Source organism: Stenotrophomonas sp. NRRL B-14846 (assembly GCF_050473585.1).
Lineage (GTDB): Bacteria > Pseudomonadota > Gammaproteobacteria > Xanthomonadales > Xanthomonadaceae > Stenotrophomonas.
Window position 1 is genome coordinate 788875 of record NZ_JBFLUN010000022.1, and the last position, 24565, is coordinate 813439.

Annotated in this window: 32 protein-coding genes, 4 tRNA genes and 1 riboswitch; of the genes, 20 read left to right on the plus strand and 16 right to left on the minus strand. The window is 66.5% G+C overall.

Going from position 1 to position 24565, the window contains the following annotated elements:
* Position 1: 1 nt before the first annotated feature.
* A complete protein-coding gene (locus AB1281_RS05760; protein WP_014036633.1) occupies positions 2 to 430 on the minus strand; it encodes a hypothetical protein in 429 nt (142 codons plus the stop codon).
* Entirely contained in the window at positions 423 to 824 is a 402-nt protein-coding gene (locus AB1281_RS05765; protein WP_049446038.1) for a hypothetical protein, read from the minus strand. The genes AB1281_RS05760 and AB1281_RS05765 overlap by 8 nt, the downstream gene beginning before the upstream one ends.
* A gap of 130 nt (positions 825 to 954) precedes the next feature.
* Here AB1281_RS05765 and AB1281_RS05770 point away from each other — a divergent pair.
* From AB1281_RS05770 to AB1281_RS05780, 3 genes are all read left to right on the plus strand, one after another.
* Positions 955 to 1030: transfer RNA gene (locus tag AB1281_RS05770), tRNA-Gly, on the plus strand.
* 142 nt (positions 1031 to 1172) lie between these two features.
* Positions 1173 to 1248, plus strand: a tRNA-Gly gene (locus tag AB1281_RS05775).
* A 66-nt stretch (positions 1249 to 1314) separates the two neighbouring features.
* Positions 1315 to 1388 (plus strand) — tRNA-Cys (locus tag AB1281_RS05780).
* A gap of 73 nt (positions 1389 to 1461) precedes the next feature.
* Here the strand turns inward: AB1281_RS05780 and AB1281_RS05785 are convergent.
* Positions 1462 to 1866 (minus strand): NUDIX hydrolase, encoded by a 405-nt coding sequence (locus tag AB1281_RS05785; RefSeq protein WP_164162409.1) that lies wholly within the window; start codon positions 1864 to 1866, stop codon positions 1462 to 1464.
* A 107-nt stretch (positions 1867 to 1973) separates the two neighbouring features.
* Here AB1281_RS05785 and AB1281_RS05790 point away from each other — a divergent pair, with 107 nt between their 5' ends.
* Positions 1974 to 2495 (plus strand): N-acetyltransferase family protein, encoded by a 522-nt coding sequence (locus AB1281_RS05790; RefSeq protein WP_430345280.1) that lies wholly within the window; start codon positions 1974 to 1976, stop codon positions 2493 to 2495.
* Between the two features lie 10 nt (positions 2496 to 2505).
* Here the strand turns inward: AB1281_RS05790 and AB1281_RS05795 are convergent, their stop codons facing one another.
* Positions 2506 to 3147, minus strand: a complete 642-nt coding sequence (locus AB1281_RS05795) for a flavin reductase family protein (protein WP_430345281.1) — start codon at positions 3145 to 3147, stop codon at positions 2506 to 2508.
* A gap of 105 nt (positions 3148 to 3252) precedes the next feature.
* Between AB1281_RS05795 and AB1281_RS05800 the strand changes: the two genes are divergently transcribed.
* Together AB1281_RS05800 and AB1281_RS05805 are read left to right on the plus strand one after the other, a co-directional pair.
* Positions 3253 to 3957 carry an ArsR/SmtB family transcription factor gene (locus AB1281_RS05800; protein WP_430345282.1) on the plus strand — a complete coding sequence of 235 codons (705 nt, stop codon included), beginning with the start codon at positions 3253 to 3255 and terminating at the stop codon, positions 3955 to 3957.
* A gap of 123 nt (positions 3958 to 4080) precedes the next feature.
* A complete protein-coding gene (locus AB1281_RS05805) occupies positions 4081 to 4350 on the plus strand; it encodes a hypothetical protein (protein ID WP_042358614.1) in 270 nt (89 codons plus the stop codon).
* Positions 4351 to 4365: 15 nt separating this feature from the next.
* Here AB1281_RS05805 and AB1281_RS05810 read toward each other — a convergent pair whose 3' ends face one another.
* Positions 4366 to 5130, minus strand: a complete 765-nt coding sequence (locus AB1281_RS05810; RefSeq protein WP_430345283.1) for a thioesterase family protein — start codon at positions 5128 to 5130, stop codon at positions 4366 to 4368.
* Between the two features lie 57 nt (positions 5131 to 5187).
* Positions 5188 to 5808, minus strand: coding sequence for an FMN-dependent NADH-azoreductase (locus AB1281_RS05815; protein ID WP_430345284.1), 621 nt, complete (start codon positions 5806 to 5808; stop codon positions 5188 to 5190).
* A 106-nt stretch (positions 5809 to 5914) separates the two neighbouring features.
* Here AB1281_RS05815 and AB1281_RS05820 point away from each other — a divergent pair, with 106 nt between their 5' ends.
* On the plus strand, positions 5915 to 6847 hold the full coding sequence (locus tag AB1281_RS05820) for a LysR family transcriptional regulator (RefSeq protein WP_430345285.1): 933 nt from the start codon (positions 5915 to 5917) through the stop codon (positions 6845 to 6847).
* 32 nt (positions 6848 to 6879) lie between these two features.
* On the opposite strand, the gene AB1281_RS05825 is transcribed toward AB1281_RS05820, so the two are convergent.
* Together AB1281_RS05825 and AB1281_RS05830 are read right to left on the minus strand one after the other, a co-directional pair.
* Positions 6880 to 7080, minus strand: a complete 201-nt coding sequence (locus AB1281_RS05825) for a hypothetical protein (protein ID WP_088025576.1) — start codon at positions 7078 to 7080, stop codon at positions 6880 to 6882.
* 90 nt (positions 7081 to 7170) lie between these two features.
* Complete coding sequence (locus tag AB1281_RS05830) at positions 7171 to 8247, minus strand: alpha/beta hydrolase (protein WP_430345286.1); 1077 nt, start codon at positions 8245 to 8247, stop codon at positions 7171 to 7173.
* A 261-nt stretch (positions 8248 to 8508) separates the two neighbouring features.
* Here AB1281_RS05830 and AB1281_RS05835 point away from each other — a divergent pair, with 261 nt between their 5' ends.
* Both AB1281_RS05835 and AB1281_RS05840 read left to right on the plus strand, forming a co-directional pair.
* Complete coding sequence (locus AB1281_RS05835) at positions 8509 to 9021, plus strand: AAA family ATPase (RefSeq protein ID WP_430345287.1); 513 nt, start codon at positions 8509 to 8511, stop codon at positions 9019 to 9021.
* A gap of 96 nt (positions 9022 to 9117) precedes the next feature.
* Positions 9118 to 9951 carry a cupin domain-containing protein gene (locus tag AB1281_RS05840; RefSeq protein ID WP_430345288.1) on the plus strand — a complete coding sequence of 278 codons (834 nt, stop codon included), beginning with the start codon at positions 9118 to 9120 and terminating at the stop codon, positions 9949 to 9951.
* Between the two features lie 3 nt (positions 9952 to 9954).
* Here AB1281_RS05840 and crcB read toward each other — a convergent pair whose 3' ends face one another.
* Positions 9955 to 10347: a fluoride efflux transporter CrcB gene (crcB, locus tag AB1281_RS05845; protein ID WP_014036647.1), complete on the minus strand. Its 393-nt coding sequence runs from the start codon at positions 10345 to 10347 to the stop codon at positions 9955 to 9957.
* Between the two features lie 81 nt (positions 10348 to 10428).
* Positions 10429 to 10492, minus strand: a riboswitch (Fluoride riboswitch).
* A gap of 22 nt (positions 10493 to 10514) precedes the next feature.
* Entirely contained in the window at positions 10515 to 10916 is a 402-nt protein-coding gene (locus tag AB1281_RS05850; protein WP_005415999.1) for a helix-turn-helix domain-containing protein, read from the minus strand.
* Positions 10917 to 11027: 111 nt separating this feature from the next.
* On the opposite strand from AB1281_RS05850, the gene AB1281_RS05855 reads away from it, so the two are divergent.
* Positions 11028 to 11237 carry a hypothetical protein gene (locus tag AB1281_RS05855; RefSeq protein ID WP_075674813.1) on the plus strand — a complete coding sequence of 70 codons (210 nt, stop codon included), beginning with the start codon at positions 11028 to 11030 and terminating at the stop codon, positions 11235 to 11237.
* Between the two features lie 354 nt (positions 11238 to 11591).
* Positions 11592 to 11828, plus strand: a complete 237-nt coding sequence (locus AB1281_RS05860) for a hypothetical protein (protein ID WP_005416001.1) — start codon at positions 11592 to 11594, stop codon at positions 11826 to 11828.
* 9 nt (positions 11829 to 11837) lie between these two features.
* Here the strand turns inward: AB1281_RS05860 and AB1281_RS05865 are convergent, their stop codons facing one another.
* Together AB1281_RS05865 and AB1281_RS05870 are read right to left on the minus strand one after the other, a co-directional pair.
* Positions 11838 to 12887, minus strand: a complete 1050-nt coding sequence (locus tag AB1281_RS05865; RefSeq protein WP_430345289.1) for a 4Fe-4S dicluster domain-containing protein — start codon at positions 12885 to 12887, stop codon at positions 11838 to 11840.
* Positions 12884 to 13171, minus strand: a complete 288-nt coding sequence (locus AB1281_RS05870; protein ID WP_014036651.1) for a hypothetical protein — start codon at positions 13169 to 13171, stop codon at positions 12884 to 12886. Before AB1281_RS05870 ends, AB1281_RS05865 begins: the two co-directional genes overlap by 4 nt.
* Before the next feature lie 179 nt (positions 13172 to 13350).
* On the opposite strand from AB1281_RS05870, the gene AB1281_RS05875 reads away from it, so the two are divergent.
* Positions 13351 to 13791 carry a group III truncated hemoglobin gene (locus AB1281_RS05875; protein WP_430345290.1) on the plus strand — a complete coding sequence of 147 codons (441 nt, stop codon included), beginning with the start codon at positions 13351 to 13353 and terminating at the stop codon, positions 13789 to 13791.
* 44 nt (positions 13792 to 13835) lie between these two features.
* On the plus strand, positions 13836 to 15245 hold the full coding sequence (gene hemN / locus AB1281_RS05880; protein ID WP_430345291.1) for an oxygen-independent coproporphyrinogen III oxidase: 1410 nt from the start codon (positions 13836 to 13838) through the stop codon (positions 15243 to 15245).
* 4 nt (positions 15246 to 15249) lie between these two features.
* On the opposite strand, the gene AB1281_RS05885 is transcribed toward hemN, so the two are convergent.
* Together AB1281_RS05885 and AB1281_RS05890 are read right to left on the minus strand one after the other, a co-directional pair.
* Positions 15250 to 15717, minus strand: a complete 468-nt coding sequence (locus tag AB1281_RS05885) for a hypothetical protein (protein ID WP_430345292.1) — start codon at positions 15715 to 15717, stop codon at positions 15250 to 15252.
* A 56-nt stretch (positions 15718 to 15773) separates the two neighbouring features.
* Positions 15774 to 15860 (minus strand) — tRNA-Leu (locus AB1281_RS05890).
* 131 nt (positions 15861 to 15991) lie between these two features.
* Here AB1281_RS05890 and AB1281_RS05895 point away from each other — a divergent pair.
* The 4 genes from AB1281_RS05895 to AB1281_RS05910 all read left to right on the plus strand — a co-directional run bounded on the left by AB1281_RS05895 (position 15992) and on the right by AB1281_RS05910 (position 20089).
* A complete protein-coding gene (locus AB1281_RS05895) occupies positions 15992 to 16426 on the plus strand; it encodes a BLUF domain-containing protein (protein ID WP_014036718.1) in 435 nt (144 codons plus the stop codon).
* 134 nt (positions 16427 to 16560) lie between these two features.
* The gene (locus AB1281_RS05900; protein WP_430345293.1) at positions 16561 to 17847 is read left to right on the plus strand and encodes a nucleotide sugar dehydrogenase; all 1287 of its coding nucleotides are present in this window, start codon (positions 16561 to 16563) and stop codon (positions 17845 to 17847) included.
* Between the two features lie 55 nt (positions 17848 to 17902).
* Positions 17903 to 19525: an FMN-binding glutamate synthase family protein gene (locus tag AB1281_RS05905; RefSeq protein ID WP_100449783.1), complete on the plus strand. Its 1623-nt coding sequence runs from the start codon at positions 17903 to 17905 to the stop codon at positions 19523 to 19525.
* 102 nt (positions 19526 to 19627) lie between these two features.
* On the plus strand, positions 19628 to 20089 hold the full coding sequence (locus AB1281_RS05910) for a GNAT family N-acetyltransferase (RefSeq protein WP_430345294.1): 462 nt from the start codon (positions 19628 to 19630) through the stop codon (positions 20087 to 20089).
* A gap of 93 nt (positions 20090 to 20182) precedes the next feature.
* On the opposite strand, the gene AB1281_RS05915 is transcribed toward AB1281_RS05910, so the two are convergent.
* Together AB1281_RS05915 and AB1281_RS05920 are read right to left on the minus strand one after the other, a co-directional pair.
* A complete protein-coding gene (locus tag AB1281_RS05915) occupies positions 20183 to 21430 on the minus strand; it encodes a TIGR03862 family flavoprotein (RefSeq protein ID WP_430345295.1) in 1248 nt (415 codons plus the stop codon).
* Positions 21417 to 21851 carry an FKBP-type peptidyl-prolyl cis-trans isomerase gene (locus tag AB1281_RS05920; protein WP_119007637.1) on the minus strand — a complete coding sequence of 145 codons (435 nt, stop codon included), beginning with the start codon at positions 21849 to 21851 and terminating at the stop codon, positions 21417 to 21419. The genes AB1281_RS05915 and AB1281_RS05920 overlap by 14 nt, the downstream gene beginning before the upstream one ends.
* 70 nt (positions 21852 to 21921) lie before the next feature.
* Between AB1281_RS05920 and AB1281_RS05925 the strand changes: the two genes are divergently transcribed.
* The 3 genes from AB1281_RS05925 to AB1281_RS05935 all read left to right on the plus strand — a co-directional run bounded on the left by AB1281_RS05925 (position 21922) and on the right by AB1281_RS05935 (position 24502).
* Complete coding sequence (locus tag AB1281_RS05925; protein ID WP_014036724.1) at positions 21922 to 22287, plus strand: DUF6164 family protein; 366 nt, start codon at positions 21922 to 21924, stop codon at positions 22285 to 22287.
* A gap of 269 nt (positions 22288 to 22556) precedes the next feature.
* Positions 22557 to 23324, plus strand: coding sequence for a sulfurtransferase (locus AB1281_RS05930; protein WP_049445696.1), 768 nt, complete (start codon positions 22557 to 22559; stop codon positions 23322 to 23324).
* 182 nt (positions 23325 to 23506) lie between these two features.
* Entirely contained in the window at positions 23507 to 24502 is a 996-nt protein-coding gene (locus AB1281_RS05935) for an LLM class flavin-dependent oxidoreductase (protein ID WP_430345296.1), read from the plus strand.
* Positions 24503 to 24565 lie beyond the last annotated feature (63 nt).

A 24565-nucleotide genomic window follows, 5' to 3' on the forward strand; every position in this document is an offset into this window, starting at 1 on the left:
CCTATGGGGCTCCTCGACGCCTGATGGTTCGCCACGCACTCACTGCAGACACCACGCACAGCGCCAGGAGCAGCCCCACGTCCAGCAGCAGCAACCACAGCAGGTGCATGCCGTGCACCGGCGGCTGGTGCATCGCGGACAGCATCCACGGCACCGACCACACCACCAGCAACGCGAACGCGATCAGCAGGCGCAGCCACAGGCGTCTCAGTTTCCAGGGCTGCACGATCAGTGCGGCCACCACCAGCTCGACGGCTCCCAGCAGCGCGAACACGATGACGGTGCTGGTCGGGTAGGGCAGCTCGGCGCCTTCCAGGTGGTGCAGCAGCCAGTAGTCCGGAGTGAAGCCGGCATTGACCAGCGCAGCGATCAGCGCCAGCCAGGTCAGCGCGACCAGCAGCCAGAACAGGCGGATGTAACGTCTAGGCATCGGCGGTGTCCGTGGTGGGGCGGGAGGTTCCGCGCGACGAATAGCGCAGGCTCACCGCGATTGCGGCCAGTGCCAGCAGGCCGGGTCCGATGGTGAAGTACAGCAGGCGCAGCGGGTGGTTGTGCATCAGCGTCCAGGTCGCGAACACCAACGGGATCGCCAGCACCAGCACCTTGGCGAACAATGGCCGCAACACCGCGATAAGCGGCTGGGCGCCAATGAACATCCAGAACAGATGGAACTGGGCGATGCCCAGGCCGATGTCGCGATGGGAGGTGAAGCCGAAATGGTCGCGATACGCGTTCATTCCCAGCGGAATCAGTGCCCAGTACAGCAGCGCCACCAGCAGATGCAGCAGCAGGGCGATCAACAGGGGCGTGCCGCGAAGGAACATGGGCGAATGGGACCGGGCGGGGCAGCGTACCCCAGTGCGGACGCCCGTGACCGCATCGTGTGAAGGCTGTTGACGGCGTGAAGGAATTTGGACACAATAGCGCTCCTTCGACGCAGGTCGAACGGAATCTGCGGGAATAGCTCAGTTGGTAGAGCGCAACCTTGCCAAGGTTGAGGTCGCGAGTTCGAGTCTCGTTTCCCGCTCCAGATTCTACAGGGCCCCGGTAGGGGCCTTGTTTTTCTCCCGCCACGGCAAGGCGGGGCACGTTGGGCCACAAGGCTTTACGCGCAGTCAGAAAGGTGAAATCGCTGGTGTGTGTCCCGGATTTCCGGTACCATGTCGGCTTACGCGGGAATAGCTCAGTTGGTAGAGCGCAACCTTGCCAAGGTTGAGGTCGCGAGTTCGAGTCTCGTTTCCCGCTCCATGTTCCGACAGGCCCCATCATGGGGTTTTGTCTTGTCAGGGCCCTGTTCCTGGCGCGCAGTACGTTGGCCTCATGGCAGAGTGGCTATGCACCGGATTGCAAATCCGTTTACAGCGGTTCGATTCCGCTTGAGGCCTCCAGTTGAAAAGCCCTGACTCCGGTCAGGGCTTTTTTGTTTGTCTGGATACCGGCACGTGCCCGGATCGATACTCGCTACAGCCGGGCCAGCGCCTGCACCGTGGCCTGCGTCAGCGGCTGGGGCAGTGAATCCACGGCAAACCAGCCTAGCCCGGTCTGCACACCCGGCTCCTGGATGGAGGCCTCGGTGCCGGTAGTTGCCCGTGCCTCGTAGATCGGCGCAACCCAGTGCTGCGCAAGCGCCGGCTCGAAATGATCGGCCACGCATAGCAGGCGCAGCAGCTGAACTTCCAAGGCGGTCTCCTCGCGGACTTCGCGGACCACGGCAGCCTCTACCGTTTCCATCCAGTCGACTTTGCCGCCGGGCAGCCCCCAATGCCCGCGCTCCGGATCGCGTCCGCGCTGGATCAGCAGGATGCGGCCGTCGGCATCACGGACGACGGCGCCGCATCCAACGCGGGGAATCTGCAGTTCAGTCATGGCGGAGAGTAAAGAAGGGGCTGACTTCATTCTTGCATGCACACCGCATCAGGTGGACCCGCGCTAGGCTGGGCACCTGTGCATCAACAGCCTCACGGGTGTGTCGCATGCTTATCCGGCTACTCGGTGCTGACGACGCCGACATTCTCTGGCAGGCACGGTTGCAGGCGCTTCGTGAGTCGCCCGCTGCGTTCCTGTCCACGCTGGCCGAGGCACAGCATGACTCGGCGGACGTGATGCGCGCCCAGCTTGCCGATCCTGGTACGCGCTACTTCGGCACGTTCGTTGACGGCATGCTGGTGGGCTTCCTGCGCTATGTGCGCCCGGTGCGGTTGGCGCGGCGGCACACGGCGGAGATCCACAGCGTCCATGTTGGCGCAGCCCATCGTGGTCATGGCATCGCCCGTCAACTGTTCCTTGCGGCATTCGCGGCGGCACGCACGGATGGCATCGAGTCGCTCACGCTCACGGTGCTGGCAGACAACGCTGCCGCGCGGGGACTGTACGAGTCGCTGGGATTCACCGAATCCGGCGTCGAGCCGCGCGCGGTGAAGCGCGACGGCCGCTATGTGGACATGGTGTCGTACTGGATTTCAGTGACCAGCCACCCATCATCGCCGCCACCTTGAATCACCGCCTCTATGCCGGGTCATGTGCCGGCGTCTGCGCGCGGAAGTTGCGCCCGACCGGTTCACCCACGCCCAGGTAGTGGCGGAACAGATAGATCAACGGTTTCCAGTGGGCGACATCGATGTGCTGGCTGCCTGCATGGGTGATCGCCTCATGCGCATGCACGCAGCGGATGCGGCCTTCGACGATCACGAAGTGCTGGCCATCGTCATCACTGGGTGCGTGCATCGCCATCACCGTGACTTCCACCTGCAGCGGGCATTCGGCAATCGTAGCGGGTGCGACCTGTGCTGACGGTACGGCGGTAAAGCCACCCAACGCGAACTTGTCACGCACATGCACGTAGCCCATCGCCTGCTTGGCATCGGGAACCGGATCGCGGCCGGTCGCACGCGCGATGGCCTCGACCTGGGCCGCTTGCGCAGAGGAGGGAAAGTTCAACACGCACTCGTTGCGCAGCTGCAGGTTGCGATAGCCCTGGCCCTGCGTGCCGAGCCCCAGCACGACCCGGTTGCCCAGCGCCCAGAACGAAGAGAGCGGGCTGATGTTGCTGCTGCCGTCGGGATTGAGCGTGGTCATCAGCAGTACCGGCGTGCCCGGGTACAGGACCGAAGGCGTGATGCGCCGACGCTGGATCGAAGGGTTCGTCACTGCGGTTCTCGGAAGAGCGGGGCGGTGACTGTGCGCCGGGGCGGGCCGGCAATGCTTCGGCCTGCATCGAACTGTCGGCCGGGCCCTGCATGCCACAATGCCGGCATGGTCCACACCTCCGGTTCCCTTGTCAGTGTCGGTGCCCTGGTCGGTGACCAGGCACGCGCCGCCATGTTGCTGCAACTGATGGACGGCCGCGCGTACACCGCGATGGAACTGGCGCGGGTGGCCGGGGTGACGCCACAGACGGCGAGCACGCACCTGCGGCGCTTGATTGAAGGCGATCTGCTGGTAGCCATCCCGCAGGGCCGCCATCGCTACCATCGGCTGGCGTCGACCGAGGTCGCGGACATGCTGGAGGGCATCCTGCGTGTGGCCGAGCGCACGCCCTCATGCACCGCCGCCGCGTCACGCAGCCTGCCTGCGTTGCGCGAGGCGCGCTCGTGCTATCGCCACCTGGCCGGCGTGCATGCGGTGGCCATCACCGATCACCTGCTGCAGGCAGGGCACTTGCTGCCGCGCGACGGCTATTGGCAGGTGAGCGCAGAGGGGGCGGCGTTCCTGCGGGAGCTCGGCCAGCCGCTGGTCGAGGTGCTGCAGCAGCCGGTGACGGCCAGGCCCGCGCGCTATTGCCGGGGATGCCTGGACTGCACCGAGCGGCGTCCGCATCTGGCCGGGCTGGTCGGCGAGGCGATGCTGGACAGCTTCGTGAACAACGATTGGCTGCGGCGTGTTGAAGGCCGTCGCGAACTGCGGCTGACCCCGCCGGGGCGCGAGGCGCTGTGGAAGCGGTTCGGCCTCGCGACCTGAGCGCCCGGGCAGTCTCATTCGCCCGCGACATGCGGAGGCGCTATGGTCAGGTTCCAAGTCTTAGGGAGCTGCAATGGCGAGCAAGGACATGATGGACCGTAGTACCCAGCCGGAATGCCGCCGATGAGCAAATCCGCTGCGGAAGTACGCTGGTTGACGTTCCGGCTGATGAACGGCCAATCGATCGGGCCGGACCGGTTGAAGGATGGCTGGGTGGTCGCCTCGGAGACCCGCCACTGTGGCGTGCGGCGCGAGTCAATCGAAGGCGCCGGCGTGGTCTACGCGCTGTATGCACCGGCCAATCTGGCCTCACCGCGCCGTGCGGAAATGCGCATGCGCGAGTTCCTGATGAGTTCCGGCTACACCTTCACCATGGGCACGCTGGGCGGCTGACGCCGCCCGTTGCGTTTACGGGCGCACCGTCAGCGCCTGGCCGAGTGTTCCGATCGGGCCGCGCGCATCGTGCAGCACGGTGCTGGTCAGGCCGATGCCCTGGCGGCCGAACGACACCGACGTGTCGAAACCCAGCCACTCGCCTTCGGGCATGCCGAACAGGTGAGCGGTGAGGTCCAGGTTCGGGAAGGCGACCTCCTTCGGATCGGCGCGTACCGCCATGCCGTTGGACAGGTCGAACAGGGTGGCGGCACGGGCCAATGGGCTGACCGCTTCACCATCCAGCAGCGACTGCGTTGCGCGGGCCCAGTAGGTTGCACGGCCGGGGCCCTGGTCGTGGCGACGGATCTCGATGCTCTGGATGAAACCACCGGGCCAGACCGTGCCCGGGTCCCACGCCGGCATCGATTCCGGCGGCGCAATGCCGCTGATCGGCGTGCCGGCGATGGCCCCGGTATCGTTCGGGTGCATCAACCAGGCGCGCACACGAAGCGCCGGACGGTCATCGTGTCGAAGTGTGGCCTCCACCAGTTCGATGGTGCGACCGCCGCGCAGCACCTGTACCTCGGCGTCCATCGCTTCGATCGGGATGGTGCCGAGGATGTCGTAGGACAGGCGCGCGATCAGGAAGCCATGACCGCGTGCCGCGGCGTCGCGTTCGAGGTGGTGGGCGAGCAGTCCGATCGCTGGCGCGATGTGCTGCTCGCGGATGTTCCAGGCACCGCCGGTATGCTCGGTCGGCAGGTAACGGGTGTCGCTCAGTCGTTCGAAGAAGGCCATCGGGTGCGTTGCTTCAGCGGGGAAAGAGGCGGCAGGACGGTTGCCGGCCCCTGCATCCTAAGCGTTCGGCAATGGCATGCGCTGCGCCAATGCGGTCAATTGTGCCTGCGCGCGGGCCATGCCCTGCTCGATGCCATGTGGACGGATGTCCATGCCTTCGGCGTAGACGAAATCAACCTCGGTGATGCCGATCAGGCCCAGCACCGATCGCAGGTAGGGCGTCACCGTGTCGGTGCCCTGGCCGACATGCACGCCGCCGCGCGGACTGAACACCACCGCTTCCACGCCCTGGACCAGGCCCTGTGGCCAGGTGTCGGTGTAGCGGAAGGTCACGCGCGCGCGGGCGACCAGGTCGAACCAGTTTTTCAGCGGCGTCGGTACGTTGAGGTTGTACATCGGTGCGGCGATCAGCAGCAGGTCGCTGTCCATCAGCTCGTCGATCAGCGCATCGGACAGCGCGATGGCCTGTTGCGCACGTGGCCCCGGGTTCTCTGCACCGCGCAGTGCGTGGAAGATATCCTCATCCAGCACCGGCAGGTCCAGTGCGGTGAGGTCGCGCACGGTGACGGCGTCATCGAAGCCCTGCGCGGCACGCTCGGCGAGGAAACGATTGATCAGGCCGGCGCTGCGCGAGGCGGTGCCGTTGAGGCTGGAGTGGAGGACAAGCACCTTGCTCATGGCGGGAAGTCGATCTGCGTGGAAGGGGAGGGCGCCCACTCTAGACTTTAAAAACTTCGCCAGTGGCGCTATTTTTTCCTTCCATTGGTTCCTGGTTGGATACATTGTGGCCTTGTCCGATCTGAACGGTATCGACGTGTTCGTGGCCACGGTGCAGGCCGGCAACTTCGCGCAGGCGGCCGACGCGCTGCAGGTCACCCGCTCGGCGGTGGCCAAGAGCATTGCGCGGCTGGAGGTGCGGCTCGGCACCCCGTTGTTCCTGCGCACCACACGCAGCCAGCAGTTGACCGAGGCCGGGGCGCTCTACTACCAGCATTGCCTGCGCGCGCTGGAGGAAATCCGTGCAGGCGAGGCCGCGCTCGAGGGCGGGCGAACCCAGGTTGCCGGTCGCCTGCGCGTGTCCCTGCCGGTGTTGTTCGGCCACCTGTGCATCGCACCGATCCTGTTGGAGCTGGCCCGCCAGCATCCGGCGCTGGCGTTGGATCTGCAGTTCAATGATCGTACGGTCGACCTGCGCGAGGAGGGCATCGACCTGGCGATCCGCATCGGCGCGTTGCCCGACAGCAGCGATCTGGTGGCGCGGCCGCTGGGTGAACACCGCATGGCGATCTGCGCCTCGCCGGCGTTCATGGCCGGGCGCGAGCTGCCACGCACCGTCGATGCACTGCGTGGGCTGGAGGCGGTGGCCTACAGCCGGCGTGGCCAGGTGATGGAATGGAAGATGCGGGTGGATGGCGAGCCGCAGGTGTTGAAGCCGGACGCGCGCGTGCAGATGGACGATCTGCAGGGCGTGGCCGATGCGGCCGTGGCTGGGCTGGGCGTGGCCTGGCTGCCGTACTGGCTGGTGCGCGATGCCCTGCAGCAGGGACGGTTGCTGGAAGTTTTTCCGGCCGCCTCCAATGCGATCTATCCGATCCATGCGGTGTGGCCGCGGGTGCCCCACCTGCCGCTGAAGACGCGGGTGGCGGTGGACGCATTGCTGCAGCAGTTGCCGGCGCGCCTGCTGGAGGTGGAGGCCGGACGCGCCGGTGAGCGTTGAGCCGGCTCCCGCAGGAGCCGGCTGGATGCCGGTCAGGGCGACGGGCAGTCCGTTTCGCGGCACAGCTTGTACTCGGCCAGACACTGCTCGGAGGTCTTGCCCAGCGGTCCATGTGATGTACGCAGGCACTGCTCGTACTTCAGCGTGCAGAACTCGCAGGATCCTGCGGCGAAGGCCAGGCCGGTTACGGCCATGCCAAGGAACATCACGGTCTTCAAGGTCGTCTTGATCATCACGTCAGTCCTTTGTGTGCCCTTCAATGGGCGGGGCTACCATAGCAGTCCTTCCATCGCGGCCTTGATGCACCGCGACACGCGTTGTGCTCACCGCCGTGCAGCCTTCAACGCCTCGACCACGTCGGCTTCAGAGAAGCCGCAATGCCCTTCGCCTGCCGCAGGCAGCACCTTCGGCAACGGCCGTGCGCCGGCATGGGCCGCCAGCTGCGGATACACCGTCTGCATATGCGGCACGATGGTGGGATCGTTGTTGTTGAACTGGATCACCAGCGGTCGCTTCAACGCGCCGCTCAGTGCCAGCTTCGCACGGACATCGGCCTGTGCCGCGGGCACGGCGTCGACACGCTGCACGCCGGCATTGAACGCCGTGTCGTCGCCGAAGCCGCGGTAGACCACGCCCCTGTTGCCCACCGGCATGCCGCCGCTACGTGTCGCCAGTTCGTGCAGGACCAGTGCGTGCAGGCTGATCGTGCCGGCCAGCGCATCCGGAGCGACCTGCAGTTGCCTGGCCAGTACCTCGGCATGCTGTGGGTTCTGCTGCAGCGCGCCGGCGATGCCTTGATAGAGCGCTCCCTGCGGCAACGCGGCCGCTTCGCGCGACGCCAGTCCACTGGCCGGCAGGCCTTCCGCGTTGGGGAAGAAGTAATCGAAGGCGACCAGCGTGGTCAGCAGATCCGCGGCGATCTGTTCGCCACTGAGGTTGGCACCGCACAGCGAGACGCCACCGGCGTAGTGCTGCGGGTAGCGCTCGAGGCTGGCGAGTGTCACCGCGCCGCCCATCGAGAAGCCGAGCAGCCAGGTGTGGCGCACGCGCTTGAGTTCGCCCAGCGCGTGCTGGCGCAGGCGTTCCATGTCGGTGATCGCATCGGCCACGGCCCAGCCCTGGCTGGCATAGGCGCTCTGCGCGACGGCGTAGCCTGCGGCCAGCAGCGTTGCAGTGCTGTCATTGGCGGTCATCGGCGTAGTGCGTGGCACACCCACTGGTTCATAGCCATGCGCCAGCATCACCAGGTCGCCGTTCCAGGCAGCCGGTACGTCCAGGCGCCAGGGGGCGCCCTGCAGCTCGCCGCTGAGCATGCGCGGTGCCGTGGGTGGCGCAGCCAGCAGCGATGCCGCAGGCAGCAGAAGGCCGAGGGCGAGGGCGCATCGAAGCAAGGGGCGCATCGTGGTCATTCCATCCGGGAATGGCGCCGAGCATAGATGCCCGCGAATTGTTGCGCGCGCTGCACTGCCGCAGGGGATTGCCGGTCGGCCGTGGCGCGCTCTACGCTGGCGGCATGGCCCAGCACACTGCCGCGTCGATTATCCGCATTCCCCACGGGAAGGCGGGGTAGCGCGCGGTCGTCACGGCCATGCAACCCGCCCGGGAAGGCGGCTTGCATGCGGCGCTCTCCCGGGTATTGGAATCCACCGAGGAGAACGCAGATGCACCCTCTTTCATCGACCGGCAATGCCCCGACCCTGCACCTGGTGTGCGGCAAGATCGGCGCCGGAAAGTCCACTCTGTCGCAGCGGTTGGTGGCGCAGCCGTGCCACGTGCTGATCAGCGAAGACGCTTGGCTGGCGGCGCTGTATCCCGGCCAGATCCATTCCGTCGCCGACTACCTGCAGCGCGCGGCAGCACTGCGCGCTGCGCTGACGCAGCATGTCCGCGCGATCCTGCAGGCCGGCGTCTCAGTCGTGCTCGACGTTCCGTTCAACACGCCCGCCGCCCGCGCCTGGGGCCGCGAACTGTTCGAGTCGGCCGGCGTTGCCCATCAACTGCATTTTCTCGATGTTCCCGACGCCATCTGCAAGGCGCGTCTGCGCGCCCGCAACGCACGCGGTGAACACCCGTTCCAGGCCAGCGATGACGCCTTCGAGCAGATCACCCGCCACTTCGTGGCACCTGCGCAGGAAGAGGGCTTCATGGTGATCCGTCATTCACTGGAGGCTTGAGGGCGCAGAGAGTGCAGCGTTCAGTCGACCATTTTGGTGGCGATTCCGATACGATCTGACGCATTGAACCCTATTCGCTTGATCTGGAGTCCCGTCGTGGTCGACCGTCTCGCCATCCTGCTCGAACGCTTCGCGGTCACCGCCTCGGTGTTCCATGCCGGCGCGCTGTGCGGCATCAACACGCTGGAGGGCGAAGACGAGGCGGGTCAGCTGCACCTGGTGCGGCGGGGCCCGCTGCAGGTCAGTCATGGCAAGCAGACTGTGCAGGTCGAGGTGCCCAGCCTGCTGCTGTACCCACGGCCGATGCCGCACCGGTTCAGTACCGATCCGCAGCAGGGCGCCGACATGGCCTGCGCCAACCTGCATTTCGAGGGTGGCCGGCTCAACCCGATCAGCGCCGCGTTGCCCGATTTCATCTGCATGCCGCTGGCGGATCTCTACGGCGGCAGCGCAGCACTGGAGCTGCTGTTCGAAGAGGCCTTCGAGCAGCGCTGCGGGCGTGCGGCGATGGTCAACCGGCTGTTCGAGGTGGTGATGATCCAGGTGCTGCGCCAGTTGATGGAAGGTGGCGAGATGCGTGGCGGCCTGTTCGCCGGGCTCGGCCATCCGCGGCTGCGGCTGGCGTTGGTGGCGATGCATGAAGCGCCGGCGCAGGCGTGGACGCTGGAAGACCTGGCCGACGTCGCCGGCATGTCGCGCAGTGTGTTCGCCGCCAGTTTCCGTGAGGCGATGGGCACCACGCCGGGCCAGTATCTGCAGGGCTGGCGGGTGGGCCTGGCGCAGCAGGCACTGCGCCAGGGCAGGCCGCTCAAGCGGATTGCCGACGATGTGGGGTACGGCAGCGAAGCGGCGCTGTCGCGCGCGTTCAAGGCGCACACCGGGCAGTCGCCGCGGGAGTGGCGCGGACAGGCCCGCGCCGGCGCTGGCTGAGCCTCAGCCCAGCACCAGCCGCGCCAGTTTCATGCCGCCGAACAGGCCGACCAGGCCCAGTGCCACCGAACCGCCGGCGTACAGCGCTGCCAGGCCATGCTGGCCGCGCTGCAGCAGCAGGCCGATTTCCAGTGCATAGGTGGAGAACGTGGTGTATCCGCCGAGGACGCCGGTGGCCAGCAGCAGTCGCAGCTGCGGCGAGGCGCCATTGCGCAGGGCGAAGGCTTCGACCAGCACGCCCATCAGCAGTGCGCCGCTGATGTTGATCAGGAAGGTCGACCAGGGCCACGGACTGCCGACCGCCACGCGCGCACCGATCAGGTTGCAGGCGTGGCGCAGGCAGGCACCAAGTCCGCCGCCGATGAAGACCAGCAAATAGTTGTTCAATGCGTGCATCACGTGCCTCGGGTAGGGGTTCGCTGATTCGATGGCGAACGCCGAGGGCGGGCACGGCCTGCCGTCGACGAACACCGGTTCGTCCTGGCAGGAGCCATCAGCCCTTTCAGGCGGTTATCGGGGGAGCCCCATCCCCATCGACGACCATGCTACCAGCGGCAGTGCAGTCACGTCATCGAGGTCGTCAGTACCCGGATGACCTTGCTGCGGCTGAAGCCGTCCATCAGCAGTTCGAAGGCCAGCAGGTCCAATGCCGCGTGGCGGCGATGATCGATCTCCAGTCCTTTCTCCTCCACCAGATGGCTGACCAGTTCGTAGGCGTCCTGCCAGACGTCCAGGTGGGCCTGGCTGGGGATATAGGTATTGCCCCGCTCACCGACGCCAAGCCCGCTCACGCCATACAGCAGTTCGCGCGCGTCCAGCTTGGCCGCATCGGCGATGCGGAACAGCTGTTCGGCCTTCACATGGGCGGGGCTGACATGGTCGTTGAGCCAGTTGCTGATGGTTGCCGTCGTCGAATCGGCGGCGCGGGCCAGATCGGCCGGGCGAGGGTGCCCGGCTTTCTTCATGGCAATGGCGAGTCGTTGGCCGAGAGTATTCATCTATGCAAGCCAGCTTAACGCGTGGATCGCAAAGTTCCCTTGTTCCAAGAATAAGTCTGGTTAACAGAAGGACCGACCGTGACCGAATTCTGGAGCAAGGGGCAGGTGCGCATCCGGCTGGGTTTCCGGACCGATGCCGAACTGGCGCGCTTCTTTGGCATAAGCCGATCTGCGGTGTCGCAATGGCCCAGGGACTTCCCGATTCCTGCGCTGCGCCAATACATCCTGCATCAGCGCTACCCCAATCTGTTCCCGGCGACTGAGGCCGCAGAGGCCGAAGAGGCCTGAACTGCGCCGCATTTTGTCGCATATAGCGCTCTAAGCGTGGTTTGCTAAGTATGCTTAGCAATATAGGAAACTTTGATGGAACGGGGCTTGGCCATCGGTGGTGCCTACTGGAACAGGGGGTGGGGGGGATCGGGTAGTGTGTCGGGTCCGCCCCATCCGGGGACCCAGTCATCCCGTATGTGGTTTCGTGAACGATTAATAATTTCGATCACGAAAGTCGCTGCATGTAATTGACCTGTCGTGAAATCTATGACTAATTGGCATCAACCGGGCGTGAAGCCCGGGAGTCTTTCAGTAGCTCGCAAGTGAGTCGGTAGACCGTCAACGATGCAGAACAAGTCCAACGGAGGTCGTATGGAATACGGCATGCATGGCTTGGCTGAACGGGTACGCCGCGAACTGGAAGCCAGTTATCACAAACACGGATGCGGTCCGGCGTTCTGGGATACCTACCAGCAGGTGCTGGACCGCCTGGTCCCGCAGGGGACCGAGCGTACCGAGGTCACCAATGAAATGGCGCTGATCATCGAGCAGCTCGGCATTGTCCGACGTGCGCAGCTGGTACCGCCGCACGCCAACGGGCCGCGTTGATCCGTTGATTCAAAGCAGGCGCCAGGCGCCACAGGCCAACAGCGCCAGCAGCATCGAAAGCAGTGCCAGGGTCCGCGGTCGCCACCATTGCTGCGGTTGCCCGGCCATTGCCTGCGGACTGCTGTAGCGCACCAGCCCCGAGCCGAAACCGGCCTGGTGCTGCTGCCGCGCGCAGGCGTCCAGGCAGGCGCCGCAGGCCAGGCAATCGGCCTGCGGTCCCTGGCGGATGTCCAGCTGCATCGGGCAGGCGCTGACACAGGCGGCGCAATCGGTGCAGTCGCCCAGGCGGTCGGCGCTGAAGGTGGGCATCGGTCCGGCCAGCAGTGGATGTGCGGCACGGAATACGTAGTCCTGCGCGGTGGTCGGGTCGAGCAGGCCGCGGCCGCGGCCCAGCACGCCCCCCAGGCCCGACGGGCGCATGCCGCGCGGTTCGCCGCGGCGCGCGTCGTACAACATGCGGGGCGTGTACGGATCGGTCAGCAGTGGCTGCATGCGTGCGAATGGGCACAGCGAACGGCACACCTGTTCGCGCAGGAAGCCGGCATTGCCCCAGGTCGCTGCGGCATAGAACACCACCCAGAACGTTTCCCAGCCACTCCAGCCGGCGTGTGGCGCAGCGTCCACCAGTTCTCCGATCGGGCTGAACAGGCCGACGAAGGTGATGCCGGTCCACAGCGACAGCAACCCCCAGGCCAGCTGGGTGGCAGGGCGCACCGCCGGCACCGGCAAGACCCGCGCCATGCCGTGTGCTATCCAGTCGAAGGCACGCCGCCAAAGCGTCTGGGGGCAGGCGTGGCCGCACCAGACGCGGCCGGCGAGGTGGGTAAGCAGCGCAAGGGCAACGGCCAGCACCGCCAGCAGACCGATCAGCACGCCGACGTCGCCGGGCCACAAGGTCCAGCCGAACAGATCGAAGCGTCGTGCATTGATGTCCAGCAGCAGCGCCTGCTGCCCGTTCCAGCGCAGCCATGGCAACGCATAGAACAATGCCAGCAGGAGCACGCTCAGCGCGCCGCGCCAACGCCAGGGGCGTGGAATTCCAGTGCAGGGCATGCTCATCCCAGCGGCAGCTCGTCGTCGTCGTCGCTGGGCATCGGGCGCTGCAGGTACCAGGTGACCGCGCTGGACAGTGCCGTCACCGACCAGAACATGAAAAACCCTGCCGTATAGCCCAGTTCGCGGCTGATCGCCGTGCCCGGGAAACTGATCGCCTGCAGTCGCAACGGGTCGACGAAGGCGAAGAACACCACGCTGGCCAGGCCCGCGGCGATGAAGCTGGGCCAGAGGATGGCGCCCCAGTGCTGGATCAGCTGCTGGCGGCGGCTGGGAGAGGGTCTGTTCATGCTGTCCCGGATCGGAATGAGGGCGGCGCGTATACTCCGCCGAGGCCGGCGCAGCATCCGCAGGGCATGCTTCCTGCAAGCGTGCCAGCCTAGGTGCAGCGGACTGCGCCGACATTGATCTGGATCAACGGTGGTGCGGCCCGGCTGGGGCACACTGCCGGCACGCTTTGGGTACCCCGATGAACGCAACACCGCCGCATGTTCTTCCCGTCGCCTCGCCCGAGTTGTGCACCGAGCAGGAAGTGACCCGCCTGGTGCACGACTTCTATGCGCGCGTGCGCGAGGAAGAGCGGTTGGGGCCGGTGTTCGAGGCGCACGTCCACGACTGGCCGGAGCACCTGGCGCAGCTGGTCGATTTCTGGTCGGCGATGCTGCGCGGTACCCGCCGCTTCAAGGGTTCGCCGATGTCCAAGCACATGGGCATCGAGCTGGACAAAGACCTGTTCGACCGTTGGCTGGTGCTGTTCCGGATCACCACCGCCGAGTGCAACAACCCGCCGATGCAGGAGCTGGCCAACGACGTGGCCGCACGCATCGGTGACACGTTCTGGAAGCGTTACCAGATGCTGCGCTGGCCGCAGGTGGGCCTGCCGGTGCTGGGCATCCCTGCCAAGGATTGATCTGGGTCAAGGCGGCGCAGGCCGCCCGGCGTGATGCTGGCGGCATGGACACATTCTCTCCTGCCGCCGGTGGCCTGGCCTGGACCTTCGACCCCGACCTGCTGCGCCGGCACGATCGGCCAGGCCCGCGCTACACCTCGTACCCGACCGCGCCGCATTTCCATGATGGCTTCGACGCGCCGGCACTGCGCCAGGCGATCGCCGACAGCAACCATCTGGCCCGCGCGCTGTCGCTGTACGTGCACGTGCCGTTCTGTTCCAGTCCCTGCTTCTACTGCGGCTGCAACCGGGTGATCACCCGCGATCGCGGCCGTGGCCACAGCTACGTCTCGCGCGTGCTGGCCGAGGCCGACCTGCTGGCGCCGCAGTTCGAGGATGGCCGCGAGGTCATCCAGCTGCATCTGGGCGGCGGCACGCCGAACTTCCTTGATGCCGAGGCGATGACCACGCTGGTGGAGGGGCTCCGCCGGCGCTTCGATTTCAGCGATTCGCCGCAGCGCGATTTCTCGATCGAGCTCGATCCGCGCTTCATCGATACCCGCGACGTGGCCATGCTGGCGCGGCTGGGCTTCAACCGCGCCAGCCTGGGCGTGCAGGATTTCGATCCGCACGTACAGGAATCGATCAACCGCATACAGGGCGTGCAGCAGACGCTGGACATCCTGCGCGCGTGCCGCGACAGCGGCATGCGTTCGGTCAACGTCGACCTGATCTACGGGTTGCCGGGGCAGAGCCTGGAAGGCTTCGGCCGCACCCTCGAACGGGTGCTGGCGCTGCGCCCGGATCGCCTGGCGGTCTACGGCTACGCGCACCTGCCGCATCTGTTCCGTGCGCAGAAGCAGATCGACGAGAGCCGGCTGCCTTCACCGGAAGACAAGCTGGCGCTGCTGGGACTGGCGGTGGAGATGCTCTCGTCGGCCGGCTACCAGTACATCGGCATGGATCACTTTGCGTTGCCGGAAGAGGATCTGTCGCGTGCGCAGCGTGCTGGCCAGTTGCATCGCAACTTCATGGGCTACACCACCCACGCCGATACCGATCTGCTCGGCCTGGGCGTGAGTGCGATCAGCCACATCGGTGCGACCTACAGCCAGAATCCGCGCGATCTGCCGTCGTGGGAGGATGCGGTGGACCAGGGCCAGCTGCCGGTCTGGCGCGGCGTGGCGTTGAGTGCCGACGACCAGCTGCGTGCGGAACTGATCCAGCAGCTGATGTGCCAGGGCGAGGTGGATGGCATGGTGCTGGGCCAGCGCCATGGTGTTGATTTCGAGCGGTACTTTGCCGAAGACCTTCGTTCGGTGCAGCGGCTGCAGGAAGATGGCCTGGCCGAATACCGCGACGGTGTGGTGCGCGCCAGCGAGCCGGGGCGGCCGCTGCTGCGGCTGCTGGCGATGTGCTTCGACCCGTACCTGCGTGCCGCCCACGAGCAGCCGCGTTACTCGCGTGCGATCTGACGCTTCAGCGCTTCTTGCCGAAGCCGCGCTCTGGATGCCGGGCCGCCATGCCACCGCTGGCGGTGGTACGCCAGTTGCCACTCAGGTCCTGCACGCTGATCGAATGGGAACCATCGCTGTATTCGGTTCGCCACCGGCCACTCAGGACCCGCGTGCTGGTCGAGCGGGCACCGTTGCTGTACTGGGTGATGATCCTGCCACTCAGATCGGTGGTGGTGTCGGAGTAGCTGCCGTCACTGTAGGTGGTGCGCTTGCGGCCGCTGAGATCAGTCGTGGTGACCGAGCGACTGCCGTTGCTGTGCTCGGCGATCACGCGTTTGGAAAGGTCACGGGTGATGCGGCTGGACGAGCCATCGCTGTGGCGGACGTCCATGCTGCCATCAAGATTGCGACGGCTGTCGGAGTGCGATTGCGCCAACGCCGGGAGACTGGCGATGCAGAGCAGGGAAAGCATCAGGGCGGACAGCTTCATGCGCAGGTTCCTTGTGCAATGCCCCATGGGGCGAACGCCATCGCGCGCTGCGGTATTGGTGCCCGGAGCCGGAATCGAACCGGCATGGGGTTGCCCCCGGCGGATTTTAAGTCCGATGCGTCTACCAGTTTCGCCATCCGGGCCTGCAGCGCGGCGCCGATTGTAGCCCACCCGCCGCACGGCGGCTGGATTGCATCGGCGTGGTGACGTGCTTAACTGTCGTTCCTATTCATGTCATAGTCCCAGCCATCGTTCCCAGGGGGGGAGCCACCTGATGTCGCTGCACGCGATTGCCTATGCCAGTGAGGCCCGCGCCGATCTGCAGACAACCGATCTTGACCGCCTGCTGGCCGATGCCACGGCATTCAACCGTGTAGCCGGCGTCACCGGTGTGCTGATGTTCGACGGCTCGCGCTTTCTGCAGTATCTGGAGGGTCCCGAAGATGGCATCGATTCGGTGTACCAGCGCATCGTCAATGCGCGCAGCCATGGCCAGCTGAAGGTGCTGTGCCGCGCACCGGTGGCGCAGCGGGCGTTTCCGCGCTGGTCGATGGGAACCCGGCGTATCGATGCGGAGCTGCTGGCACAGATCGTCGAATCGGCGTGGCCGGGCTTCCTGCTTGGCAGCGGTGGCTTCGAGCGCCTGCTGCAGGCCTGGACCGGCGCCGATGGCGAACTGGAACCGGCCGCGGTCGCACTGGGCTCCTGATCCCATCTTGGCGGCCAGGCACCCGCGCCGTTAGGCTGTAGCCTTTCTGGCGTGGATTTACCCGGAGTGGTGCAGCGAATGATCAGGTCGGCCGAAGCCATGGCGGCACGCATGCCGTTGCGCAGGACATGCCAGTGAGCGCCTCCCTTGCGGCAGCGGAGACCCCGCGTTTCGCGGTGATCGGCCTGGGCTACGTTGGCCTGCCGCTGGCGGTGGCCTTCGGCCGGCACTGGCCGACGCTGGGCTTCGACATCGATGCCGATCGCATTGCCGAGCTGCGCGATGGTCAGGACCACACGCTGGAAATGGAGGCCGACGAGCTGGCCAGTGCACAGCAGCTGCAGTACGGCTGCGATCCGGCTCTGCTCGATGCCTGCAATGTCTACATCGTTACCGTGCCGACCCCGATCGATGCCTATGAGCAGCCCGATCTGGAGCCGTTGCGTTCGGCTACGCGGCTGATCGCCAGCCATCTGCGCGCGGGCGACCTGGTGATCTACGAATCCACGGTGTACCCGGGCACCACCGAAGAGGTCTGCGTACCGCTGCTGGAAGAAGGCTCGGGCCTGCGCTTCAACGAAGACTTCTACTGCGGCTACAGCCCGGAGCGGGTCAGTCCCGGCGACCGCCAGCGGCGCCTGGCCGACATCCGCAAGATCATCTCGGGGTCGACAGCGGAAGTGGCTGCGGTGATCGATGGCCTGTACCAGCGCATCATTGCCGCCGGTACGTTCCCGGCGCCGTCGATGCGCGTGGCGGAGGCGGCCAAGGTGGTCGAGAACATCCAGCGTGACGTCAACATCGCGCTGGTCAACGAGCTGGCGCTGATCTTCGATCGGCTCGGCATCGATACCCAGGATGTGCTGGATGCGGCCGGCAGCAAGTGGAACTTCCTGCCCTTCCGGCCGGGCCTGGTCGGCGGCCACTGCATCGGCGTGGACCCGTACTACCTGCTGCACAAGTCCGAGAGCGTGGGCTACCACCCGGACCTGATCCACACCGCGCGGCAGGTCAACAACCGCGTCGGGGAGCATGTGGCGTCGCGGGTGCTGGCGATGCTGGCCGAACGTGGTCGCGTACCAGCGCAGTCGCGCATCCTGGTGCTCGGCGTGACCTTCAAGGAGGATTGCCCGGACCTGCGCAACAGCCGCGCGCTGGAACTGGCGCAGCGCCTGCGTGATGCCGGTGCACAGGTCGAGGTCAGCGACCCCTGGGTCGGCCCGGCGGCATTGGCCGATGAGGGCGTGCAGTGGCTGGCCGAACCCGTGGCAGGGACCTATGACGCGGTGGTGCTGGCGGTAGCCCATGCCCGCTTCAAGGCGATGGACGAGGCCGGTATCCGGTCGCTGCTGGCGCCGGGCGGCCTGGTCTACGACGTGAAATCGGCCTGGCCACGCAACGTGGTTGACGATCGCCTGTAAACCCGGGCGGCGGGCAGCGCGGTAGACTCGCAGGCAGTTGCAACCAAGGAACGCCATGCACCGGTATATCGTCTACCTGCTCGCCATCCTGATGTTCCCCATCTGCCTGTGGTTGGCCACGATCTGGCCGGCCTGGTACTGGGGCGTCGGTCTGACCGCCGCGATGGTGGCGCTGGGGACCTGGGACCTGCTGCAGAAGCGCAGCACGCTGCGCCGCAACTATCCGGTGATGGCACACTTCCGCTACGGCCTGGAGTCGATCGGCCCGGAGATCCGCCAGTATTTCGTGCAGAGCGACCTGGAGGACGTGCCGTTCTCGCGCCAGCAGCGTGCGCTGATCTACCAGCGCGCCAAGAACGAGATGGACACGGTGCCGTTCGGTACGCTGCGCAGCACCTATGCGGTGGATTATGAGTGGATCAACCATTCGCTGGCGCCAACCGCCATCGCCAAGCATGACTTCCGCGTGCTGATCGGCGCCAACTGTGCCAAGCCGTATTCGGCGAGCGTGTTCAATATCTCGGCGATGAGCTTCGGTTCACTGTCGGCCAATGCGATCCGCGCGCTGAACGAGGGCGCGCGCCGGGGGGGCTTCTATCACGATACCGGCGAAGGTTCGATTTCGCCGTATCACCGTGAGATGGGCGGCGACCTGGTCTGGGAGATCGGCTCGGGCTACTTCGGTTGCCGTGACGAAAAGGGCGGTTTCAGTGAAGAGCGCTTCGTCGCCAACGCCACCCATGATCAGGTCAAGATGATCGAGATCAAGCTGTCGCAGGGCGCCAAGCCCGGTCATGGCGGCGTGCTGCCGGCGCCGAAGGTGACCGCCGAGATCTCGGTGACCCGTGGCGTGCCGATGGGCGTGGACTGCGTATCGCCGTCGCGTCACTCGGCGTTCTCGACGCCGGTCGAACTGCTGCAGTTCGTTGCCCGCCTGCGCGAGCTGTCCGGCGGCAAGCCGGTCGGTTTCAAGCTGGCCATTGGCCACCCGTGGGAGTGGTTCGGCATTGCCAAGGCAATGCAGGAAACCGGCCTGCTGCCGGACTTCATCGTGGTCGACGGTGCCGAGGGCGGTACTGGCGCAGCACCGGCGGAGTTCGTCGACCATGTCGGCGTGCCGATGCACGAGGCGCTGCTGCTGGTGCACAACACCCTGGTCGGCCTGGATCTTCGCGAGCGCATCCGTATCGGCGCGGCGGGCAAGATCACCAGCGCATTCGACATCGCGCGCACCATCGCACTTGGCGCCGACTGGTGCAATGCCGGCCGTGGCTTCATGTTCGCGCTGGGCTGCATCCAGTCGTTGAGCTGCCACACCGACAAGTGCCCGACCGGCATCGCCACCCAGGACCCGGCACGCTGGAAGCACCTGGATGCACCGGACAAGGCCACCCGTGTCTACAGCTACCACGAGCACACGCTGCACGCCCTGAAGGAGCTGCTGTGTGCGGCGGGCCTGAACGATCCGGCCGAGCTGGGGCCGGAGCACATCCTGCGTCGTGTTTCGCCGGTCGAGATCCGCTCGCTGGCGTCGCTGTACCGCTACCTGGAACCGGGCGAGCTGCTGCACAAGGTGCCGGACCATGCGGTGTTCCATGCGTTCTGGGCCGATGCGCGCAGCGATTCGTTCCAGCCGCCGCCGAAGATCCAGGCGCTGCGCGCCAGCAAGTCGCGATAACGATTCTGTAGCGTCGAGCCATGCTCGACTGCCTTTCGATCAGGCATCGCGACGTTGGAACGAAGAACAGTCGAGCATGGCTCGACGCTACAAGGACATGTCATGCAGTTCAGGACCGGCACCATCGACGACGTGGCCACGCTGTGGGCCCTGCGCACGCGCTGCGTGCGCGAGACCTGCAGCAGCCACTATCCGGCGGAGGTCATCGCACCGTGGTCGGCCTCGCCGCCACCGTCGCAGTACGCACGGCTGCTGGGGCAGGGCGGTTGCGTGGTGGCCGAGGACGATCAGGGGCACCTGCTCGGTTTCGGCGTGTTCGATGCCCACGCCAATGAAGTCGATGCGCTGTTTGTCGATCCGGATCGTGGCGGCAAGGGGATCGGCCAGGCGTTGATGCAGCGGTTGCTGGCGATGGCCGATCGTGAGCGCGAGGTGGTGCTGTCGGCCTCGCTCAATGCGGTGCCGTTCTATCAGCGGCTGGGATTCATTGCCGTGCGGGAGGAAGCCTATCCGCATCCCAGCGGTGTGGCGCTTGCCTCGGTGAGCATGCGCAGGCCATGGTGAGCGCCCGGCGATTGTAGAGTCGAGCCATGCTCGACTGCTTTTTGATTCAGGCGATAAAGCAGTCGAGCATGGCTCGACTCTACACTGCAGGCGTCAGCGCCCGGCCAACCACCCGATCACGCCCTCGGCGGCGCGCAGCCCGCTGGCGTAGCACGCGGTCAGCAGATAGCCGCCGGTAGGTGCCTCCCAGTCCAGCATCTCGCCGGCACAGAACACCCCGGGCACTGCCCGCAGCATCAGGCCATCATCCAGCGCATCCAGGCGCACGCCGCCAGCAGTGCTGATGACCTCGGCCATCGGCCGTGGACGCAGAAGGCGCAACGGCAGGCGCTTGAGCGTGGCGGCCACCGCAGGCAGGTCGTGGCCCGCGTCCTTGCCAAGGATCTCGAACACCAGCGCGGCCTTCACCGCATCCAGGCCGGCCTGGCGGCGCAGATGCTCACCGAAACTGCGACCCTTGCGCGGGCGCGACAGATCGGCCAACAGGCGTGCTTCATCGCGTCCCGGCACCAGGTCCAGCCACAGCATGGCGTGGCCATCGCGGTTGATGGTCTCGCGCAGGTCTGCGGCCAACGCGTAGATCAGGCTGCCTTCGATGCCGTACTCGCTGGCCACGCATTCGCCCTGCAGCGACTGCGGTTGTCCAGCCAGGTCGAGCCAGTGCGCGACCACCGGCTTCAACGGCGCGCCTGCATTGCGCTGGGCGAAGAACGGCGTCCAGTCGATGTCGAAGCCGCAGTTGGCCGATTGCAGCGGCGCAATGTCCACGCCTCGTGTCTGCAAGGGGGCGACCCAGGCGCCATCACTGCCCAGCTGCGGCCAGCTGCCGCCACCCATCGCCAACACGGCGGCATCGGCGTGGACATTGATCTCGCCCGCTTCGGTGGCGAAGCGCAGCGCGCCGTCGTTGCCCCAGCCGATCCAGCGGTGGTTGGCATGCAGGCGCACGCCCTGTTCCTTCAGTCGGCGCACCCAGCCGCGCAGCAGCGGCGCAGCCTTGCGGTCGACCGGGAACACGCGGCCGGAGCTGCCGACATAGGTCTCCACGCCGAAGCCGGCAGCCCAGTCGCGCAGCGCCTGCGCGTCGAAGCCGTCCAGCCAGCGGCCCACGGCAGCGGACTGCTCGCGGTAGCGGCTGTCGAACAGCGGGCGCGGATCGGAATGGGTGAGATTGAGGCCGCCCTTGCCGGCGATCAGGAACTTGCGGCCGGGTGAGCCCTTGGCCTCGTACAGGTCCACGTCCAGCCCAGCGGCGCGCAGGCGCTCGGCGGCGAACAGGCCGGCCGGGCCACCGCCGATGACGGCGACCCGATGGGGCGTTGCGGTATTACGGTTTGACATCGAGCAGCTCGACATCGAACACCAGCGACGAGCCAGCCGGGATCGGGCCGACCCGGCGGTCGCCGTAGCCGTAGTCCGGCGGGATCATCAGCGTGCGCTTGCCGCCGACCTTCATGCCGGCCACGCCTTCATCCCAGCCGCGGATGACCTGGCCGGCGCCGAGGGCGAAGGTGAACGGTTCGCTACGGCTGACCGAGCTGTCGAAGGTCTTGCCGTGCTTGCTCTCGGTGCGGTTGTCGTAGATCCAGCCGGTGTAGTGCACGGTGACCTTGCTGCCGGAGACGGCCTCGGCACCGGTGCCGGGCACGGTATCGATACGTTCGAAGGTGGTCAGGGTGCCGCCCGGCGGCGGGCCAGAGGGCTCGCTCGAGCAGCCAACGGCGGCGAGGGACAGCAGCAGGGGGAGCAGCAGGCGGCGCATCGGGCGTCTCCGGTAGGGCGCAGGGCGAGGGCGGCAAGGGTAGCGCATCGGCGCCGGGTATCATGGGTACATGGCAAAACTCCTGCTCAATCTGCGCAATGTCGGCGACGACGAATATGCCGATGTCTGCACGCTGCTCGATCAGCACGGCATCGCCTGGTATCGCACCGAACCCAGCCCCTGGGGCATTTCCAATGGCGGCCTGTGGCTGCGCGAGGATGCCGATCATCCGCGTGCGAAGGCGCTGATGGCCGAGTACCAGGCCGAACGCGGGCCGCGCATCCGCGCCGAGCGCGAACAGGCGCTGCGCGACGGCACGGCGGAGACGTTCGGCAGCCTGTTCCGGCGGCGGCCCGTGTTCGTGGTGCTGGTACTGCTGGGAATGGCCGTTGCGGCGGCGCTGGTGCTGCTGCCGTTCATGCTGTTGCGGGGGTAGGGGGCTTCTGGCCGGGTTGCACCCGGCACCCGCAGAGGCAACGGCAACGGCAAAAGCTGGTTTCCGTGGGATGGCGTGGCGGTGTGGGTAGGCGGGGGACGGCAAAAACTGCTCCTGCGTGCCTCGTAGAGCGCCATCCATGGCGCTCTGCGCCCCCGCCTGCCCACACCGCCACGCCTCGGACAGGTTCATGAGCTCTGTAGATGCACGCCATGCGTGGATGAACGTGAAAATCTGACCCTGGGGTGGTCTGGCGCTAAAATGGCGGGATGATCGCCAATACCGCTGCCTACCATTTCGCCGTCATCGACGCCCCCCAGGCCCTGTGCGACCAGTTGCTGGCGCGCGCCGAGGCGGCGGAGCTGCGCGGCACGATCCTGGTGGCGGGCGAGGGGCTGAACCTGTTCCTGGCCGGTGCGCCGGAAGCGGTCGAGGGCTTCTACGCCGCGCTGCATGCCGATGCGCGTTTTGCCGATATGCGGGTCAAGACCAGCCTGAGCGAGCACCAGCCGTTCGCGCGGCTGAAGGCCAAGGTGAAGGACGAGATCATCAGCTTCCGCCGCGATGACGGCCAGCCGCTGGACTATCCGCGTGCACCGGCGATCGATCCGGCCACCGTGCAGCGTTGGCTGCGGCAGGGACATGACGACGCTGGGAAGCCGGTGGTGATGCTCGATACCCGCAACCTGCAGGAAGTGGAGTACGGCACCTTCAAGGACGCGCTGGTGTTGCCCATCCACAAGTTCACCGACCTGCCGGAGGCATTGGCGCCGCACCGCGAAGCGCTGAAGGACAGCACCGTGGTCAGTTTCTGCACTGGCGGCATCCGCTGCGAGAAGGCCGCACTGTGGATGGCCAACGATGGCATGGACAACGTGCTGCAGCTCGATGGCGGCATCCTCGGCTACTTCGAGGAGGTGGGCGGCGAAGGTTACGAAGGCCGCTGCTTCGTGTTCGACGAGCGCGTGGCGCTGGATGCCGAACTGAAGCCGATGGTCGACCAGCCACTACCCGAGCCGCGCCCCAGCGCGTTCTGACGCTTCCCCGGTAGAGCCGGCCGTTGGCCGGCTGCTGAGCTCTCTGCCTGCCGGCCGGCACCACCGGATCAAGCGCGGCCCGCCATGAACCGGCCCCACGGGAATCAGCATCCCGCCACCGTCACTGGCCGCCGCGCCTGGCCGACCCCATGCATGGGGGATCCTGTGACGGAAAACCGCTGATGACCCCGTTGTCGATCCTTGACCTGGCCCCGGTCTGCGAGGGCAGTGACACCACCGCTGCCTTCGCCAACATGCTGGAACTGGCCCAGCACGCCGATGCGCTGGGCTACCGCCGCTACTGGCTGGCCGAACACCACAACATGCCCGGCATCGCCAGCGCCGCCACGGCCGTGCTGATCGGCCATGTTGCCGGAGGTACGAAGCGCATCCGCGTCGGGGCAGGCGGCATCATGCTGCCCAACCACGCGCCGCTGCAGGTGGCCGAGCAGTTCGGCACGCTGGCCTCGCTGTATCCGGACCGCATCGACCTCGGCCTGGGCCGTGCCCCGGGCACCGACCAGCCGACCGCGCGTGCATTGCGCCGCTACTTCGACAGCGCCGACCAGTTCCCGCAGGACGTGCGCGAGCTGCTGCACTATTTCGAACCGGTGCAGCCTGGCCAGGCAGTGCAGGCCGTTCCCGGAAGCGGCCTGCGGGTGCCGACCTGGATCCTCGGTTCGAGCCTGTTCGGCGCGCGCATGGCCGCCTCGATGGGCCTGCCCTATGCGTTCGCCTCGCACTTCGCGCCCGACGTGATGGACGAAGCCTTGGCGGTGTATCGCCGCGAATTCCGCCCCTCGGCGACGTTGAAGCAGCCGCACGCGATGCTGGCGCTGAACGTCGTTGCCAGCGACAGCGAGGCCGAGTCGCGCCGCCTGTTCACCAGCCAGCAGCAGAGTTTCGTCAACCTGCGCCGAGGTCGACCGGGCAAGATCCCGGCACCGATCGACGACATCGAAACTTTCTGGGAACCGCATGAAAAGCTGGGTGTGGAGCGGGCACTGGCCTGCACCGTGCTGGGGGATCCGCAGCAGGTGGCCGAAGGCATCGCCGCGTTTGTCGAGCGCCACAAGCCCGATGAACTGATGCTCACCGCCAACCTGTATGACCACCGCGCGCGCCTGCGCTCGTTCGAACTGGCCATGCACGCCTGGCATGCCCGCCACGCGGGCTGAACAATTGCGTCACGGCCCATTGCGGCCGAACCGCGTCTGATGGGGGCTCACACCGATGGAGCC